Raw genomic sequence first — 15,523 nt, forward strand, 5'->3', positions numbered from 1 at the left:
TAGCCTTATTGACCCAAAACCACCGAATTATGTACGAAATAGCCGTTATCCTCACCGATTCTAACCGGAAAATCCTTTGGGTTAATCGTGATTTTGAATGCATCACGGGATACGATCTGGGAGACGTGATTGGTAAAACTCCGGGCAGTGTCCTTCAGGGCCCGAGAACGGAACCCGATGCGGTTGCCCGAATTCGGGAGGGCCTGGCCCGGGAAGAACCCTTTAAGGAAACCCTGATCAACTACCGGAAAAATGGTGAGGCTTACGAATGTCGGCTGGTCATTCATCCCATCCATAATTCCAAAAAGGAACTGGTCAACTACCTGGCCTTTGAAGTGGACGGCAGTAAGGTCAAAAATGAAAACCGTCTTTCCCTGCTCAACCTGAAAAATCGCTACCGGACCAGTAGCCTGCGGGGCATTGACGAAGTACATCTTTTTGACCGCATCAAACGGACCATGGTGGAAGATAAAATCTTCCTGGATCCGGACCTCACGCTCCGGAAACTGTCCATCCGGCTGGACACGAATACCAAATACCTCAGCCAGGTCATAAACCACCACGGTGGGTGCAACTTTCTTTCCTTCATCAACAGCTACCGCATCGAGGAGGTCAAAAAGCGCCTCATGGCCGGTGAGTTTTACCAGCAGACGTTCTTCGGCATCGCCCAACATTGTGGCTTTAAAAACAAGAGCACCTTCTACAAAGTGTTCCGGGACGGAACCGGATTGACCCCCAAGGCCTATGCCGACCAGCTGATGGCCGAATCAAAAGTCCGGCGGGAAGAATAGGGCTCGCTATTCCTTGATGCCACCGGAGACGCGCTCACCGTTTTCGTACAGATACTCCAGGGTAACTTCCCCCGCGTCGTTAAAGTATCGTAAGGGGCCGTGCTGCACGCCCATTTTGTAGTGTACCTCCTGCTTAATTTTTCCGTTGCGGAAATCAAACTCGGCGAAAACACCGTCCAGTTTTCCGTCTACGTAGGTGGCCGTTTGCTCGGCGCGCCCAATCCGGTATTTGGCGAAGGGACCGTGATATTCGTTGGCCCGGTAGTTCGCCATCAGGTTTACCCGACCTTGGGGGTCAAATTCCAGGTAGGGACCATTGAGGACCCCGTCGACGTAACTGGTGATGGATTCCGGCAGGTAGGACTCCGTAGTGTAGGTCGTCCAGGCGCCCTGTTTCAGGCCATTGTGGATGTAGCCCTCTTCAATGATTTTACCGAGCGGATCCCGCTTGACGGCGTGTTTGGATTCCGTACCCGGAACTTCGGTGAGTTCATATTCCGTACCGTCCACCGTGGCCTTCACCGGTGCGGGAGCCGTTGGCTGGTCACAGCTCATGATCATCAGTGAAAGGCATAACCCAAAGATGTAGCGCATCATACTGAAATTTTGCCCGAAGGTAGGACATGTTCAAATTTTGGCGTTCTCTGAGTCGGTCAGAGGTTGTGCGACGATACCCTTGGGCCCGGAGGGCAGGTGCCGTGAATTGCCCGGGGGCAAGCCGACCTGGGGAGTGACTTTTTGCCCGACCGCCGTCAAAAGGGTGGACTTCGGTGCACCGGAGGCCCTAAAATTCTATTTAACTTTTCTTTATTTCTGGCAAGGATCCGCCCGGAAATCCGGGCTCGGTGGAGAGAAAAATCTTCCCTCACGTCGAAAATGTTAAAATAATTAAACTCGGCCCCAAAAGGCCAAAACCCTCGTTTTGCTACCAGTTCCCTTCCGGAACTAGCCCAGTCTCTCTCATCGGACCCAAACGAGGGCCATTTTTTAACAGTTTTTAGCACATCCCGGCCAGGTTGGACGATCCGGCCACCTCCTGGAATCTCCGGAGCCACGGCGGTTGCGCGCAAGGCAATCCGCCCCTAGATTTGTCATTGTCACCGGCGGGATAGCACCCTTTCCCATCTGCGTGACCCGGAATAAACACCAAACCCTGTCATCCCTATTTTCACTTTTCCCTTCAAGAATACCCTAAAAACCTACTTAACGGAAATAAGCATCCTGCCCTATTTTTTTACCCTCTTTACATTTATTGCTCTTCTTTGCAGGACCCCGCACGTAAAAACGTAGCGGGGTTTTCTTTTTTTTGCCCATCACACGGCAGGCCGCCATCACCCGGCACCTGCGCACTCGCGCCCTCGTGCTCTGTCGGCGGTCACGCCCCATCCATCACCACCCACCTCCCGTATTCCAAGCCTTTAGCGGGAAAAATGCCCAAATTGTCGATCCGCTGGCCGAAAAGTAGGCCTCCGGGCAAACGAATACCCCCGACTACGGTTTTCTTTGCGAATTGACACTACCCTTGATTTACCATTAAACGAATTGCACATGCTATTAAGGAGATGTTGCGCTCTGCTAATTATGGCCCTCTGGGCGGCTGGCGTAAGCGCACAAACCAACATTGAGTTCACGAAATACACCCTGGACAACGGACTTAAAGTCATCCTGCATCAGGACAACAGCACCCCGATCGTGGCGGTGTCCATCATGTACGAGGTGGGAGGAAAAGACTCCTTCGAAGGACGGACGGGCTTTGCCCATTTCTTCGAGCATCTGCTCTTTGAGGGCAGCAAGCACATCGGCCGGGGTGAATTCACCAAATACGTCGAAGAGGCCGGTGGTGTCCTGAACGCCAATACGAGCCAGGACCGCACCTACTACTACGAAATCCTGCCCAGCAACCAACTGGAGCTGGGCCTGTGGCTGGAAAGTGAACGCCTGCTTCACGCCGTCGTCAATCAGGAAGGCGTGGAGACCCAGCGGGAAGTAGTAAAGGAGGAGCGTCGTCAGAGTTACGACAACCGCCCCTACGGTCAGCTGCTGTACGAACTCTTCAAGCACGGCTTCCGGGAGCACCCCTACAAAGACCCCAACATCGGCTACATGGAGGACCTGAACAGTGCCCAGGAAGAGGACTACAAGCGTTTCTACGAAACCTACTACGTGCCCAACAATGCCATCCTCTCGATTGCGGGTGACCTCGACATCGAGCAGACCAGGGCCCTCATCGAAAAGTACTTCGCCGACATTCCCGCCGGAGCCGAACCGCCCCGGGTCACGACGGTGGAGCCGCCGCTGGGCGGGGAAGTCCGCGACAGCATCTGGGACGCCAAGGCTCCCCTGCCGGCCCTCGTGATGGGTTACCGTACGCCCGAGCGCAATCACCCCGACTACTACGCCATAAGCATGATGAACCAGGTGCTCAGTCAGGGACAAAGTTCCCGCCTGAATAAAGTGTTGGTGGACGAAAAACAGCTGGCGGTCCAGGCGGGTTCCTTCCCGAGTTTCACCCAGGGCCCCGGCCTGGCCATTGCGTTTGCCTTTGGCAAACCCGGCAGTGACCTCAAGCCCATTGAGGAAGTCTTCAACCAGGAGGTGGAGAAAATGCAGACCGAGCTCATCACGGAGCGGGAATTCCAGAAACTGCGCAACCAGATTGAAGCCAACGCCATTTCCGGCTACGGCACCATGTCGGGCATCGCCGAGGGACTGGCTAACTACGAGATGTATCAGGGAGACGCCAACCTGATCAATACGGAAACCGAACGCTACATGCGGGTGACCCGGGAAGATATCCGCCGGGTAGCCAAAAAATACTACACCAAAGACAATCGCGTGACCCTTTACTGGGTGCCGGGAAGTAAGGAAGACTCCAAGTAATTCCTCCCTTACCCCTCCCCTTCACCCGAAAAGAAAAAAACATGCAACGTATCTTTTTTGGCCTTCTGGCCCTATTACTAATAGCTGCTTGCTCTACCCCACAGCAAAGCACCACCAATACTTCCACTACGCCCACCATGGAGAAGGACTTCCGGGCGGAACCGCCCGCTCCCGGGCCGGCACCCGAGATCCAGTTGGGGGACTTTCAGGACTTTAAGTTGGACAACGGCCTTCAGGTCGTTCTCGTGGAAAACCACAAACTTCCGCGGGTCAGCTACCAGCTCTTCGTTGACGTCCCTCCCCACCTGGAGGGCGAATATGCGGGTGCCGGTGACATGATGGGCAGTATGCTCCGCCGAGCCACCTCCACCAAAACGAAGGAGGAAATTGACGAGGCCGTTGACTTCATTGGCGCCTCCCTTTCCACCAGCAGTTCGGGGGCCTTTGCCGCCACCATCAGCAAGTACAAAGAAGACTTGTTGGAGATGATGTCCGAAGTAGTACTGGACGCCCAATTCCCCGAAGCGGAATTTGCCAAAGTAAAGTCGGAGGCGGAGGCCGGACTGGCACAGGCCCTGACCGACCCCGGTGCCATCTCGCAGCGGGTTCGTCGGGTAATGTACTACGGAGCCGACCACCCCTACGGTGAATTGACGACCGAGGAAAGCCTGGCCAACGTCACCCTCGACGTAGTCAAAGACTACTACGAAACCTATTTCGTGCCAAACCGTAGCTACCTGGTCATGGTCGGAGATCTCACCCGGGAGGAAGCCGAGCGGCTGGCCAAGTCCGCCTTCAGCGACTGGAAGCCCGGGCGGGTTCCCGTCCCCAGCTACGCTACTCCCAAGCGGCCGGAGGGCGTGAAGGTCTCCTTTGTCCCCCGTTCCGGAGCGGTACAATCCAACATCACCATCGGTCATCCGGTAGAACTGGAGCCCGGTAACACGAGAGCCATCCACGCCAACATCATGAATCAGATTCTGGGGGGCGGTGGCTTCAGCAGCCGCTTGTTCCAAAACATCCGGGAAGACAAGGGATACACCTATGGTGCTAATTCAAGCCTTTCCAATGATGAGCTGGTGGGGAACCTGCGGGCCTTCGCCAACGTACGCAACGAGGTGACGGATTCGGCCATCGTCGAATTCCTCTATGAACTGAATAAAATCAGCACCGAGCCCGTCATGGCCAGTGAGCTGGAGCGCACCAAGAAGCAGATTACGGGAAGTTTTGGTCGGGCCCTGGAAAGTCCCCAGCGGATTGCCAGCTACGCCCTGAACACCATCCGCTACGGCCTGGACCGTGACTTCTACCCCACCTACCTCCAGCGCGTGGAAGCCACCAAAACGAGTGACCTACTGAAGGTAGCCCAGGAACTGGTGTCTCCGAAAAGTACCCACATCATCGTAGTGGGAGACAAAGCCGTGGCGGATAAACTCGCCCGCTTTGCGACCTCCGGGAAGGTGGACTTCTATGACGCCAGTGGTAACCCGATTGACATGGCCGCCATGGAAGCCCCCACGGATCTCGATCCCGAAACCGTAGTTGCCTCCTACCTCGACGCCATTGGTGGAAAAGATCAACTGATGAAGGTGGAGAACATCGCCATGACCATGGAAGCCTCCATCCAGGGGCAGACCATCCAGCAGACGATGTTCAAGTCCGGTGGAGATAAGTTCAGCAGTCAGACGAAAATGATGGGACAGGTCATGGCCGATCAGCGGTTCAACGCCGGTAAGGCTTCCATCACCCAGATGGGCAACAAGACTCCTTTGGCCGAGGAACAAATTGCCGCGTTGAAGAGCCAGTCCGCCCTGTTCCCGGAGATCGCCTGGATGGACAGTCCCGAAAACCTTTCAATTGAGGGTACGGAAATGGTGGACGGAAAGCCCGCCATCATTCTGGCCGTCGCCGAAGGAGAAAATACGGTTCGCTATTTCTTTGATCAGGAGACGGGGATGAAAGTACGGTCCGTCACCCAGCAGGGCCCCACGACCATCACCACTACCTTTTCCGATTATCAGGAAGTAGGTGGTGTGAAGTTCCCCCACGTCCTGAAGGTAGAAGGTGCCATGCCCTTCCCGCTGGAAATGAAGGTGATTGAACTCAACGTGAATACGGAAATTGACCCGGCGCTCTTTAAAGTAGAGTAAGGTCAGTAGAGTTTAATCAGGAAGCGCGCTGCCAGTTTTGGCGGCGCGCTTTTCTATTTCTTCCCTTAGCGGGAAAAGACGCCGTACTTGACGATGCAGTAGATGGCCCTGACGCCATCCCGCCAGCCGATCTTCTTGCCTTCCTCGTAAGTTCGGCCGTAGTAACTGATGCCTACTTCATAAATCCGGACTTTGGGAATCCGGCTGACCTTGGCCGTCACTTCCGGCTCGAACCCGAAGCGTTTTTCTTGCAGCTCCAGGGATTGGATCATGTCGGTCCGGAAGAGCTTGTAACAAGTCTCCATATCCGTCAGATTCAGGTTCGTGAACATATTGGACAGGAAGGTGAGAAACTTGTTGCCAATGGTATGCCAGAAGAACAATATCCGGTGGGGTTTACTCCCCTGAAAACGGCTGCCGTAAACCACGTCGGCGAAACCCGTCACGACGGGCTTCAGCAGGTCGTTATATTCTTCCGGGTCATACTCCAGGTCAGCGTCCTGAATGATCAGGTATTCGCCGGAGGCGCGGCTAATTCCCGTGTGCAGGGCCGCTCCCTTGCCCATATTGACCTCGTGCTTAAAGTATTGGATATTGAGTTCGGGGTTGGCGGCACGATAGCGCTCAATGGCACCCTCCGTATCATCGGCGGAGCAGTCGTTTACGATAATCAGTTCCTTCTCGATGCCACCGATGAGTTTAACGTCTCGGACCTTATCCAGAATCAGGTGGATGGTACGCTCCTCATTATAGGCGGGGATGACGATGGAGAGCTTAGAAATTTTCATGGCCACGAAGGTATTACTGGTAAAAGAGTTTTCGGTCCGAAAAGACCATGATTTAACGATAAAAACCCGTTCGGGGAACTGAGGCGTCGGCCGGCCCCGGCAAAGCACTTCGGGAGTTGGCAAAAAAAGTCCCCGATGATTGCTCATCGGGGACCAAAAATTCCGAAGTCAAATGTTCACAGAAATATCCTATGGAAGCAGACCCGTGAGGATAAAGGACAGCGAAGTTTCTGAATTCGCCGTCACTGCAATACCTCCGAGATCGAGGCCCGTCATCGTCGTGATGGAAAACTGGCCCTTTACCTCCAGCTCACCGTCATTATCTTCATCCGCATAATTGACGGCAATCAGTTCATAGGATCCCGCCGGGAGAAAAGAAATTTGGTAATCACCACTGCTGTTCACCCGGGCGCTGGCCACGGCGTTCAGGTACTGGCCATCATCCGTGTCTGCGGTCGCTTCTGATTCAGAATAAGTTCCGTTTTCGTAGGCGTAGATAACGATTTCTCCGGACTGGCCGGAAGTGTTATTCACGGTACCCGTGAGGGTTCCGGTTTCGGCCTTGGAAACCAGGCGCAGGCTGGATTCCAGGCGGTTCTCCGCCGCAAAGGCGTAGGGTTCGGTTTCGTCTTGGGTACGGACCAGGGCTTTACGTAGGTCAAAGTCAATGACCAGCGCGGTCGTTGCTCCCTGGACAACTTCAAAGCCCGTACTCTGGGCGGTCAGGGCACCGTCGCCGGCGACCTCCAGGGCAAGCTTGGCGTTGTCCTCGGTAAGCAAGTAGCATCCGGGGCCTCCGTCGGTAGCGGCATCGGCAGCGTCATCCAGTACGATTTCGAGGGTACTGTAGGATGCTGCCGCCACGTCGGTATTGATCAGGGTTTCGGTTACGCCGTTCTGCAGGGCAGAAAGCTCAACGGTCGTGCGTTGGAAGCCCGAAAGGCTTTGTCCGTCGACCTTAACGTCGGCGACCGTTACAAAAACGGCGCTGACGGCGGGGTCATCAATGGGCGCATCGGTAATTTCTACCGTGAGGCGTCCGTCGTTACCGGTGGTTACCTCCGTGTCTTCATCACAGGAAGCAAAGAGGGCGAGGAAAAGAAATGCGACAAAAAAGCGTGAAGCCAGATTATTGGTTGTCATAATTCGTGGGATTAAAAATGATAGTGGTTGGTTGCGAAGGGAGTCCGTGCAAGGACTCCAGAACGAACATTTGACAAAGAATTACTTGAGTATGTTTCTGGCAATAGCTACGAGGTTTTCTGGGTGATCGGATTCAGCAAAAACAGTTTTTTTAAATAAATTTTGGTCGTCATCAGGATGACCAGACACCACGGATAGGACACAGGAATTGCTGCCCTCCAGGGAGGCAATCTGCCTCCTTGATCGAAGTGGAAAGACAAACGCATCGAAATCTTCAAGATTGCATCCCGGTCAAAAAAAGCCGTCTAAAAAGGGGAATAGAAATCCTGAAATTGACCCCAAACCACGCTTTTTCCAAGAAAACTAAATTGGGAAAAATGCGCTTGATTTCTTTCCGATACGACTCCCTGGAAAGTACTTTACCTTTGCGCCATGACGAATACCAACCTTCCCCGCACCCGGGCCCAGGAAAGTCGTGCTGCCGTTCAACGGCTCTACATCGCCATGCGTCACTTACTGATCCGCGGGAGCTATAAGCCCGGCGGTATGAGTGGTAAGACCCTCATGGATAACCTGATGATCTTGCGGCCGGAGATTTACGGCACCATCACTGACGCCGAGCGGGTGGAGCTGGATGGGCTCCACTACGTGATGACCCGCTTGCCAAAGGGTATCGAGGAGTGCCGCTACCTGAAGCTCATTACGCGGGAAGGATACGAGAACAGTCACTTTGAGCCCATTGTGGCCCCGAATCGGCGCCGGAATGCCTACCGCATCGACGACGAGGAGATGTACATCGAGATGACGCGGGGGCGTAGTGACATCTACGATATTCTCACCCACCTGACTTTCCTCTACGCGGAGGCCAATAAGATATACGCCAACAGCCTGGACAGTAAGAGCCGCCCCAAACGGGAATGGCAGCAACTGGAAGAAATTGTGCTCCTGGAAGCTACGGGCCAGGAGTTTAAGCTGGAAACGGCCTATACCTATCTGAGTACTCTGCTGGGAAGAACCTACGACGAGGTCGTCGTCGCCTGCCAGCGGTTTCATAATGAAGACCAGGTAAATTCTCTGTTTCAAATCACCTACTGGCTCGGAAAGCTGGCCCGGGAAGAGGCAGAACAGGACCATGACCGGGAGATTACCTTCTCCAGCACCCTGCGGGAAAAAACCGGCCACCATTACTTCGGCGAACTCTGGGCCCGGGCCATTAAGGCCGTCCTGATGGAGCATAAACTGATCGAGCGGCCCTTGCACATCATCAGTGCCAACCTTCACAGTGTAACCAACAGCCTTTTTGCCCCGGCGGCACTAGGCCGGAAACTAAAAAAGCACCACTCGATCCTTGACTTTGCCAAGGCGCTGAGCCAGACCGAGTACAAACCCCTGCGGCCGGAAGTATTTAAACTCGCCCGCGAAAATGGCATGATCGAAGTGGAGGACACCAGCGGGACAAACCTCGGGGTCCAGATCTTCGACACCGCAGAATTCGACCCCAAACTCATTCCCGCGGAGCTGAATTTCTCCCCGGCCAAAATGCCGGATCAGGCCCCCGTCATCCTGGTCATGGACTACGCGTTCGGGGAGCAGGCCTACGAAAGTATGGACGAACTGCTGCGCCCCTACCACCTGCCCGGCAGCCCCGCCGTTTACGACATGCCCGTAGAGAGCATCAACATCATGGGCAAAGCCGGTATTCTGGAGGGTGTAAAGGGGGATTTGATGGTCCCTAATGCCCACGTGTTCGAGGGTACGGCGGATAACTACCCCTTCGAGAATGACTTCAAAAAGGAAGACTTCACCGGCAACGGCCTATCCGTTTACGGCGGCCCCATGGTGACCGTCCTTGGCACCAGTCTTCAAAACCGGCAGATTCTCAAGTACTTCCTGACCAGTAGTTGGCGGGCGGCGGGACTGGAAATGGAGGGCGCCCACTACCAGAAAGCCATTCAGGCCGCTACGCACATCCGTAAAAACGTCAATCCCGACGTCAAACTCCGCTACGCCTACTACGCCAGCGATAACCCCCTGGTAACCGGTCATACCCTGGCCAGCGGAAGCCTGGGCGTGGATGGGGTAAAGCCCACCTACCTAATTACTATCCGGATGCTGCAGCGGATTCTGGGGGAATAGGGGGAGCTGGTTGCTGGTTGCTCGTTGCTCGTGGCTGAAGGGGGCTTACTTCCGTTTCCGGCGGCGGTACCACCAGACACCGAGACCTCCGATGATCAGCAGGGGCCAGATCGTGATGACCATCAGCACCAGTTCCTTAACGATGCGCCAGCCATCGGACAGGGCGGCTAGCACCTGGCTGCCAAAGCTGCGGCGGTAGGTGTCCCCCGTTTCCCGGTATTCCTGCGTTTCGTACAGCTCCAGGATAAAGGTGGACATGGACACCTGGTCGCGCAGGTACCGCAAGCGGCCCTCCTTGGCCTCGATTTCCTCGGTAATTACCCGGATTTTTTCCTCGGCATTCAGAATATCCTCCACCTTCTGCGCCCGGTTACGGAGTATCTCAATGTACCGGTCCCGAACGTCGCGTTTGGTTTGCAGTCGACTCTCCAGATCCAGCCACTCTTCGGTGACGTCGCGGCTGTCCAGGTTCTGGAAGTCAATCTGTACACTGATGGACGGAAGGAATTCCAGGGTAGCCCCCAGCGCCTCCGCCGGCAGACGAATTTGCATCTCCGCCGTATGCTCGTAATTGTTGTTCCGGCGGTGTTGGCTGGCAATGTAGCCCCCGGACTTATTCACCAGATCGGCCACCTTCACCAGGGCCGTATCCAGGTTCTCCACCCGGGCACGGGCACCGGCGGTATAGATGATTTTGGCCTCCCGCTGGGGCATCGCCTCCGGCGATGGCATGGGATCTTCCGCCGCCTGGGGAGCAGCCATATCGTAATCATCGGCCATTTTCATGTCGGCCTCACCGTAGCTGCTCGGCATGCTTTCCGCGGATTCCATACTGCTTCCTCCGCAGGCAAACAGCACAAAAACCAGTAAAGAAGTAATCAGGGTGCGTATCATCATGGTCTTGTTTTAGCGATAGATGACGAATACACTTCTAGTACACAGTCCCCAGCCCGCGTTGACAACTTATTCACAAATTGAGGGAGGGAGGTAGTCTGTTGGTCTGTTGGTCTGTTAGTCTGTTGGTCTGTTAGTCTGTTAGTCTGTTAGTCTGTTGGTAATTTAGGGCCTCATGGACTAAACTACCACCGAACCAACAGACTAATGAACTAACAGACTAACGAACTAAATTACCAACGAACTAACAGACTAAATTACCAAAAAACCAACCTACTCCAATCGCTTAATTTTCACGTTGCGGAAACGCACGAGGTGGCCGTGGTCCTGCAGACCGATGTGGCCTTCGTCGACCGAAGCGTAGGTGGGATAGTCGCTGAATTTGCTGGCCTGGTAGCGCTGCTCCCAGTCGTTGTCGTGGAGATCGTATTCAATGACCAGGTTGCCGTTGAGCCAGTGTTCGACGTGGGGTCCGCGCTTGATGATCTTGGCCGTATTCCACTCCCCGATCGGATTGCTGTAGTTCTCGGTTTGTGCGTGCATATCGTAATTCGCCCCGGTCATCTGCTTGTCGGTCAGTTCGGGATAGGTCACTTTGTAGGTTTCATCATCCAGCAGCTGGTATTCCGGGGCACTGTGCCAGATGGGGGTGTCTTCCACTTCCCGCACCAGGTACAAAATTCCGGAGTTGGCGGTGTCGGTCAGGTTAAATTCCAGTTCCAGTTCAAAGTCTTTAAACTTCTCGCGGGTAATGATGTCCCCGCCAAAGCCGGCTTCCTCGGTGCCGGAGTGCTCTACCATCAGTTCTCCGTTTTCGACCCGCCAGCCCAGGTTCGGAAAGGCATCCCGGTTGTAGCCGCGCCATTTATCCACGTCATCGCCGTCAAACAGCATTTCCCAGCCGTCGTCGGCGGTTTCGGTCATCTCCGTCGTGGCTTCTTCCGTGCTGGCTTCACCGTCGGGCGACGGTGCGCAGGTGCAGAGAATCAGGGTCAGGGAGCAAAGCAATAGGTAGCGCATAAAGTAGGTACTCAAGTGAATGAATTAAATAACGGGTGAGGAGGGTCCCTTAGACCACCTTCATGTTTACGGGATCCCAGTTGACGATCTTCTTCTCGAAGTAGCTGTCGTTGCACAGCAGGGCGGGTGCCGCGGCCCGGTAGCCGAACACGGCATCCTCCATCACGGCCTTGCCGTGGCGTACGCCATTGAAGAAGTTGTTGAAGTGGTCGTAGTGGGCGCCCTTGTAGCCCTGCTGCACCGTGTAGTGCATCTCCTTCGGAGGGAGCATCATTTTGCGTGGTTCTCCCCCCACGACGCCCTCGCTGCTCTTGTTCTGCAGGAAGGGATCCAGGGGATCGGAAACGAGGTTCTTACGCAGGTAAACGTCCGTCCAGGTGATGTCCATAGCGCCTTCGGAGCCGACCAGGCGGAGGTAGGTTGAGCCCGATACTCCGTCGACAAAATTGCAACGGAGGCTAAGGTTAAAGGCCGGGTGGCCCGCCTGCTCCCCGTAGTCAAACATCCCCAACTGGACGTCGGGTACTTCCCGTCCGTCCTTCCAGTAACGGAGCCCTCCGGTACTGATGACCTGGCGGGGGCCGATGCTGCTGGTGACGAAGTGGAGGCTGCTGAAGAGGTGGACGTAGAGGTCGCCGCTCATGCCCGTTCCGTAGTCGCGATAGTTGCGCCAGCGGAAAAACCGGAGGGGATCAAAGTCTCTTTTGGTGGTGTTGGCGATGTACCGGTCCCAGTCCACCGTTTTCGGGCTGGCATCCTGGGGGATGGTGTACTGCCAGGCTCCCGTGGGGGAGTTCCGGGCCCAGAACCCCTCGGCGTACACCAGCTGACCGATGGCGCCCTGCTGAAAGAGTTCCCGGGCCTTTTCGTTACCGAGAGAACTCATACCCTGGCTGCCCACCTGGAAGGTTTTTCCCGTGGATTGTTGTGCAGCCACGACCGCTTCTCCCTCCCCAATGGAGTGCACCATTGGTTTTTCACAGTACACGCCCTTGCCGGCCTCCAGGGCGGCCACGGAGATCTCTTTGTGCCAGTGATCGGGGGTCCCGATGATGACCGCATCCACGTCGGGGCGAGCCAGTACCTCCCGGTAGTCGCGGGTAGTCATGATGTCCTTACCCCAGCGGTCCTTTGCCGCCGCCAGGCGGCCGTCGTAGAGGTCACAGGCGGCCACCATCCGTACGCCCGGGATTCGCAGGGCCGTCTGGCTGTCTACTACCCCCATACCACCGGCACCGATCACGGCCAGATTGACCTGATCGTTGGCCGAAAAGGAGGGAGCCGCCCGGTGCATCGTTTCGGTGTGAGCGGAAAGGAGGGCCGGGGCGCCAACGAGGGCTCCCGATGCAGCGGCAGCGCGCTTGAGAAAATTTCTTCTGGTGTTCTTTGCCATGAATGTTCGACTTAAGTGGGATTAAGGTAAAAAAAATTGCCGTGCTTTCGCGCCTACCCGGCCACACCCACCATGGATGGCATCCCGGCTGGGCCGGGGGATTCCATTTCATTGCACCTGTACCGGCTGAGCCGAGTATTCCGCTTCGCTTCACGGTCCCTCGCCCCAATTCGTTCTGTTCCTTTCGCACAGAGGCCGGCAGCAGCAGCCCTCCCCTACTACCCTTTAGGCAGTGGACATTTTCTGGCGGAAGCACCAAAGCATTCTCTCTGGATGGATAGGTTATTCCGTCGCTGTGCTTTAGTTTTGAAATTCTTTTTTGTCTGCCCGTTTTTTTAACCACCTCGTATCATGCTCGATCTTCTTCCCATCCACGAAACCGCCCAGGCGGACATATCCTACCGCCATGTCGGCCGCACGGACGTCACCCGTTACGAAAAAATGCACGTGGAGGTATTCAGTGATTCCGGCAATGCCTCCGTGGCCGTTGCGCGGGAAATTGCCGACCTGATCCGGGCCCGGGCTTACCAAAGAAAGAAGTGCGTGCTGGGGCTTGCCACCGGCTCTTCTCCCATCCGGGTCTACGAGGAGCTCGTCCGCCTGCACAAGGAAGAAGGCCTCAGTTTTGCCAACGTGGTCACCTTCAACCTCGACGAATACTACCCCATGGAGCGGCAGAACACCCGCTCCTACTGGTACTTCATGCACAACCACCTGTTCAACCACGTCGACATCGACCCCCAGAACATCCACATCCCCGATGGCCGCATTCCGCTGGAAGAAGTCTACCAGCACTGCATGGAATACGAAGAAGCCATTCAGGATCACGGGGGACTCGATTTCCAGCTCCTCGGCATCGGCCGGACGGGGCACGTGGGCTTCAACGAGCCCGGGTCCAACCCCCGCAGCCTGACGCGCCTCATCACCCTGGACCACCTGACCCGCGTCGACGCCGCCGGTGATTTCCAGGGAATGAACAACGTCCCCACCCGGGCCATCACCATGGGCATTGATACCATCCGCAAGGCCAAGCGGGTGGTACTCCTGGCCTGGGGCCACAAAAAGGCCGACATCGTCCAGGAAGCGGTCGAAGGAGTACGGACCAATACGGTCCCGGCCTCCTTCCTGCAGGAACACGATAACCTGACGGTGCTGCTGGACCGGGAAGCCTGCTCCGAACTGCGCCGATTCAAGACCCCCTGGTTGGTCGGTCCCTGCAAATGGGACGACACCCTGACCCGCAAGGCCATCGTCTGGCTGAGCCAGACGGTAAGCAAACCGATCCTGAAGCTGACCGAAAGGGACTACAATAACCACGGCATGTCCGACCTGCTGGCCCTCGACGGCTCCGCCTATGAGCTGAACATCCGGATGTACAACATCCTGCAGCACACCATCACCGGATGGCCAGGGGGCAAGGAGGGCACCGAGGGGCAAAACCGTCCGGAACGGGCCGCCCCGAAGCACAAGCGGGCGATCATTTTCAGTCCGCACCCCGACGACGACGTCATCTCCATGGGTGGTACGTTCCTGCGCCTCGTGGACCAGGGCCACGAAGTCCACGTAGCCTATCAGTGCAGCGGCAATATTGCCGTATCCGACGAGGATGCGCTGCGGTTTGCCGAGTTCAGCCACGAGATGAACCAGCGGGCCGGGGTGGACAATGAAGTCCTGGAAAAGGCCATCAAGGCCCTCCGCAACCCCGACGACACGGCCGAGGTGGACCCCCTGGAAGTTCGGGACATCAAAGGATTGATCCGTAAGGGGGAAGCCATTGCCGGAGCGCGTTTCTGCGGGTTACCGGACAAACAAATCCACTTCCTCAACATGCCCTTCTACGAAACCGGACGTCGTAAAAAAGCACCCCTGAGCCAGGCAGACATTGACCTGATCGTGGACCTCATCAAGGAAGTGCGGCCCCACCAGATTTACGCCGCCGGTGACCTGGCGGACCCCCACGGCACCCATAAGGTGTGCCTCGACGCCATCTTCGCGGCCCTGGAGCAACTCAAGGGAGATAAGTCCATCAAGGACACCTGGCTGTGGCTCTACCGGGGTGCCTGGCAGGAATGGCCCGTGCACGAAATCGAAATGGCCGTTCCCCTCAGCCCCCAGGAAGTGGAGAAGAAACGCCACGCCATTTTCTTCCACCAAAGTCAGAAGGACGGCGTGATGTTCCAGGGGGAAGATCACCGGGAATTTTGGCAGCGGGCCGAGCAGCGGAACCGGGAAACCGCCAACATCTACAACCAGCTGGGACTCACCGAGTACGAGGCCATGGAAGCCTTCGTCCGCTGGCGGTTTTAGCGGGAAGAAATGACGATATCG

At 56.0% G+C, this 15,523-nt stretch carries 11 protein-coding genes; 5 read left to right on the plus strand and 6 right to left on the minus strand.

Annotation, left to right across the window (positions count from 1 at the left end):
• Positions 1–29: 29 nt before the first annotated feature.
• Positions 30–791 carry a PAS domain-containing protein gene (locus E1J53_RS03205; protein ID WP_134271609.1) on the plus strand — a complete coding sequence of 254 codons (762 nt, stop codon included), beginning with the start codon at positions 30–32 and terminating at the stop codon, positions 789–791.
• 6 nt (positions 792–797) lie between these two features.
• Here the strand turns inward: E1J53_RS03205 and E1J53_RS03210 are convergent, their stop codons facing one another.
• Entirely contained in the window at positions 798–1,388 is a 591-nt protein-coding gene (locus tag E1J53_RS03210; protein WP_134271608.1) for a toxin-antitoxin system YwqK family antitoxin, read from the minus strand.
• A 951-nt stretch (positions 1,389–2,339) separates the two neighbouring features.
• Between E1J53_RS03210 and E1J53_RS03215 the strand changes: the two genes are divergently transcribed.
• Positions 2,340–3,671: a pitrilysin family protein gene (locus E1J53_RS03215; protein WP_134271607.1), complete on the plus strand. Its 1,332-nt coding sequence runs from the start codon at positions 2,340–2,342 to the stop codon at positions 3,669–3,671.
• Between the two features lie 41 nt (positions 3,672–3,712).
• Positions 3,713–5,821, plus strand: a complete 2,109-nt coding sequence (locus tag E1J53_RS03220; protein ID WP_134271606.1) for a pitrilysin family protein — start codon at positions 3,713–3,715, stop codon at positions 5,819–5,821.
• A gap of 65 nt (positions 5,822–5,886) precedes the next feature.
• Here the strand turns inward: E1J53_RS03220 and E1J53_RS03225 are convergent, their stop codons facing one another.
• Both E1J53_RS03225 and E1J53_RS03230 read right to left on the minus strand, forming a co-directional pair.
• Positions 5,887–6,609: a glycosyltransferase family 2 protein gene (locus E1J53_RS03225; RefSeq protein WP_134271605.1), complete on the minus strand. Its 723-nt coding sequence runs from the start codon at positions 6,607–6,609 to the stop codon at positions 5,887–5,889.
• 189 nt (positions 6,610–6,798) lie between these two features.
• Complete coding sequence (locus tag E1J53_RS03230) at positions 6,799–7,752, minus strand: DUF4382 domain-containing protein (protein WP_134271604.1); 954 nt, start codon at positions 7,750–7,752, stop codon at positions 6,799–6,801.
• A gap of 432 nt (positions 7,753–8,184) precedes the next feature.
• Between E1J53_RS03230 and E1J53_RS03235 the strand changes: the two genes are divergently transcribed.
• Complete coding sequence (locus E1J53_RS03235) at positions 8,185–9,888, plus strand: hypothetical protein (RefSeq protein WP_134271603.1); 1,704 nt, start codon at positions 8,185–8,187, stop codon at positions 9,886–9,888.
• A gap of 45 nt (positions 9,889–9,933) precedes the next feature.
• Here E1J53_RS03235 and E1J53_RS03240 read toward each other — a convergent pair whose 3' ends face one another.
• The 3 genes from E1J53_RS03240 to E1J53_RS03250 all read right to left on the minus strand — a co-directional run bounded on the left by E1J53_RS03240 (position 9,934) and on the right by E1J53_RS03250 (position 13,195).
• The gene (locus E1J53_RS03240; protein ID WP_134271602.1) at positions 9,934–10,785 is read right to left on the minus strand and encodes a DUF4349 domain-containing protein; all 852 of its coding nucleotides are present in this window, start codon (positions 10,783–10,785) and stop codon (positions 9,934–9,936) included.
• Positions 10,786–11,055: 270 nt separating this feature from the next.
• Positions 11,056–11,817, minus strand: a complete 762-nt coding sequence (locus tag E1J53_RS03245; RefSeq protein ID WP_134271601.1) for a DUF1080 domain-containing protein — start codon at positions 11,815–11,817, stop codon at positions 11,056–11,058.
• Positions 11,818–11,851: 34 nt separating this feature from the next.
• A complete protein-coding gene (locus E1J53_RS03250) occupies positions 11,852–13,195 on the minus strand; it encodes a Gfo/Idh/MocA family protein (protein WP_134271600.1) in 1,344 nt (447 codons plus the stop codon).
• A gap of 351 nt (positions 13,196–13,546) precedes the next feature.
• On the opposite strand from E1J53_RS03250, the gene nagB reads away from it, so the two are divergent.
• Positions 13,547–15,502: a glucosamine-6-phosphate deaminase gene (nagB, locus tag E1J53_RS03255; RefSeq protein ID WP_134271599.1), complete on the plus strand. Its 1,956-nt coding sequence runs from the start codon at positions 13,547–13,549 to the stop codon at positions 15,500–15,502.
• The last annotated feature ends 21 nt before the right edge of the window (positions 15,503–15,523 follow it).

Source organism: Lewinella sp. W8 (genome assembly GCF_004375085.3).
In the GTDB taxonomy this organism is placed as follows: domain Bacteria; phylum Bacteroidota; class Bacteroidia; order Chitinophagales; family Saprospiraceae; genus Neolewinella.

Excerpts from the sequence above, each read along its gene's own strand:
- E1J53_RS03210 (WP_134271608.1), bottom strand. The coding sequence starts at position 1,388 with ATGATGCGCTACATCTTTGGGTTATGCCTTTCACTGATGATCATGAGC.
- E1J53_RS03205 (WP_134271609.1), top strand. The coding sequence starts at position 30 with ATGTACGAAATAGCCGTTATCCTCACCGATTCTAACCGGAAAATCCTT.
- E1J53_RS03240 (WP_134271602.1), bottom strand. The coding sequence starts at position 10,785 with ATGATGATACGCACCCTGATTACTTCTTTACTGGTTTTTGTGCTGTTT.
- E1J53_RS03235 (WP_134271603.1), top strand. The coding sequence starts at position 8,185 with ATGACGAATACCAACCTTCCCCGCACCCGGGCCCAGGAAAGTCGTGCT.
- E1J53_RS03250 (WP_134271600.1), bottom strand. The coding sequence starts at position 13,195 with ATGGCAAAGAACACCAGAAGAAATTTTCTCAAGCGCGCTGCCGCTGCA.
- E1J53_RS03220 (WP_134271606.1), top strand. The coding sequence starts at position 3,713 with ATGCAACGTATCTTTTTTGGCCTTCTGGCCCTATTACTAATAGCTGCT.
- nagB (WP_134271599.1), top strand. The coding sequence starts at position 13,547 with ATGCTCGATCTTCTTCCCATCCACGAAACCGCCCAGGCGGACATATCC.
- E1J53_RS03215 (WP_134271607.1), top strand. The coding sequence starts at position 2,340 with ATGCTATTAAGGAGATGTTGCGCTCTGCTAATTATGGCCCTCTGGGCG.
- E1J53_RS03230 (WP_134271604.1), bottom strand. The coding sequence starts at position 7,752 with ATGACAACCAATAATCTGGCTTCACGCTTTTTTGTCGCATTTCTTTTC.
- E1J53_RS03225 (WP_134271605.1), bottom strand. The coding sequence starts at position 6,609 with ATGAAAATTTCTAAGCTCTCCATCGTCATCCCCGCCTATAATGAGGAG.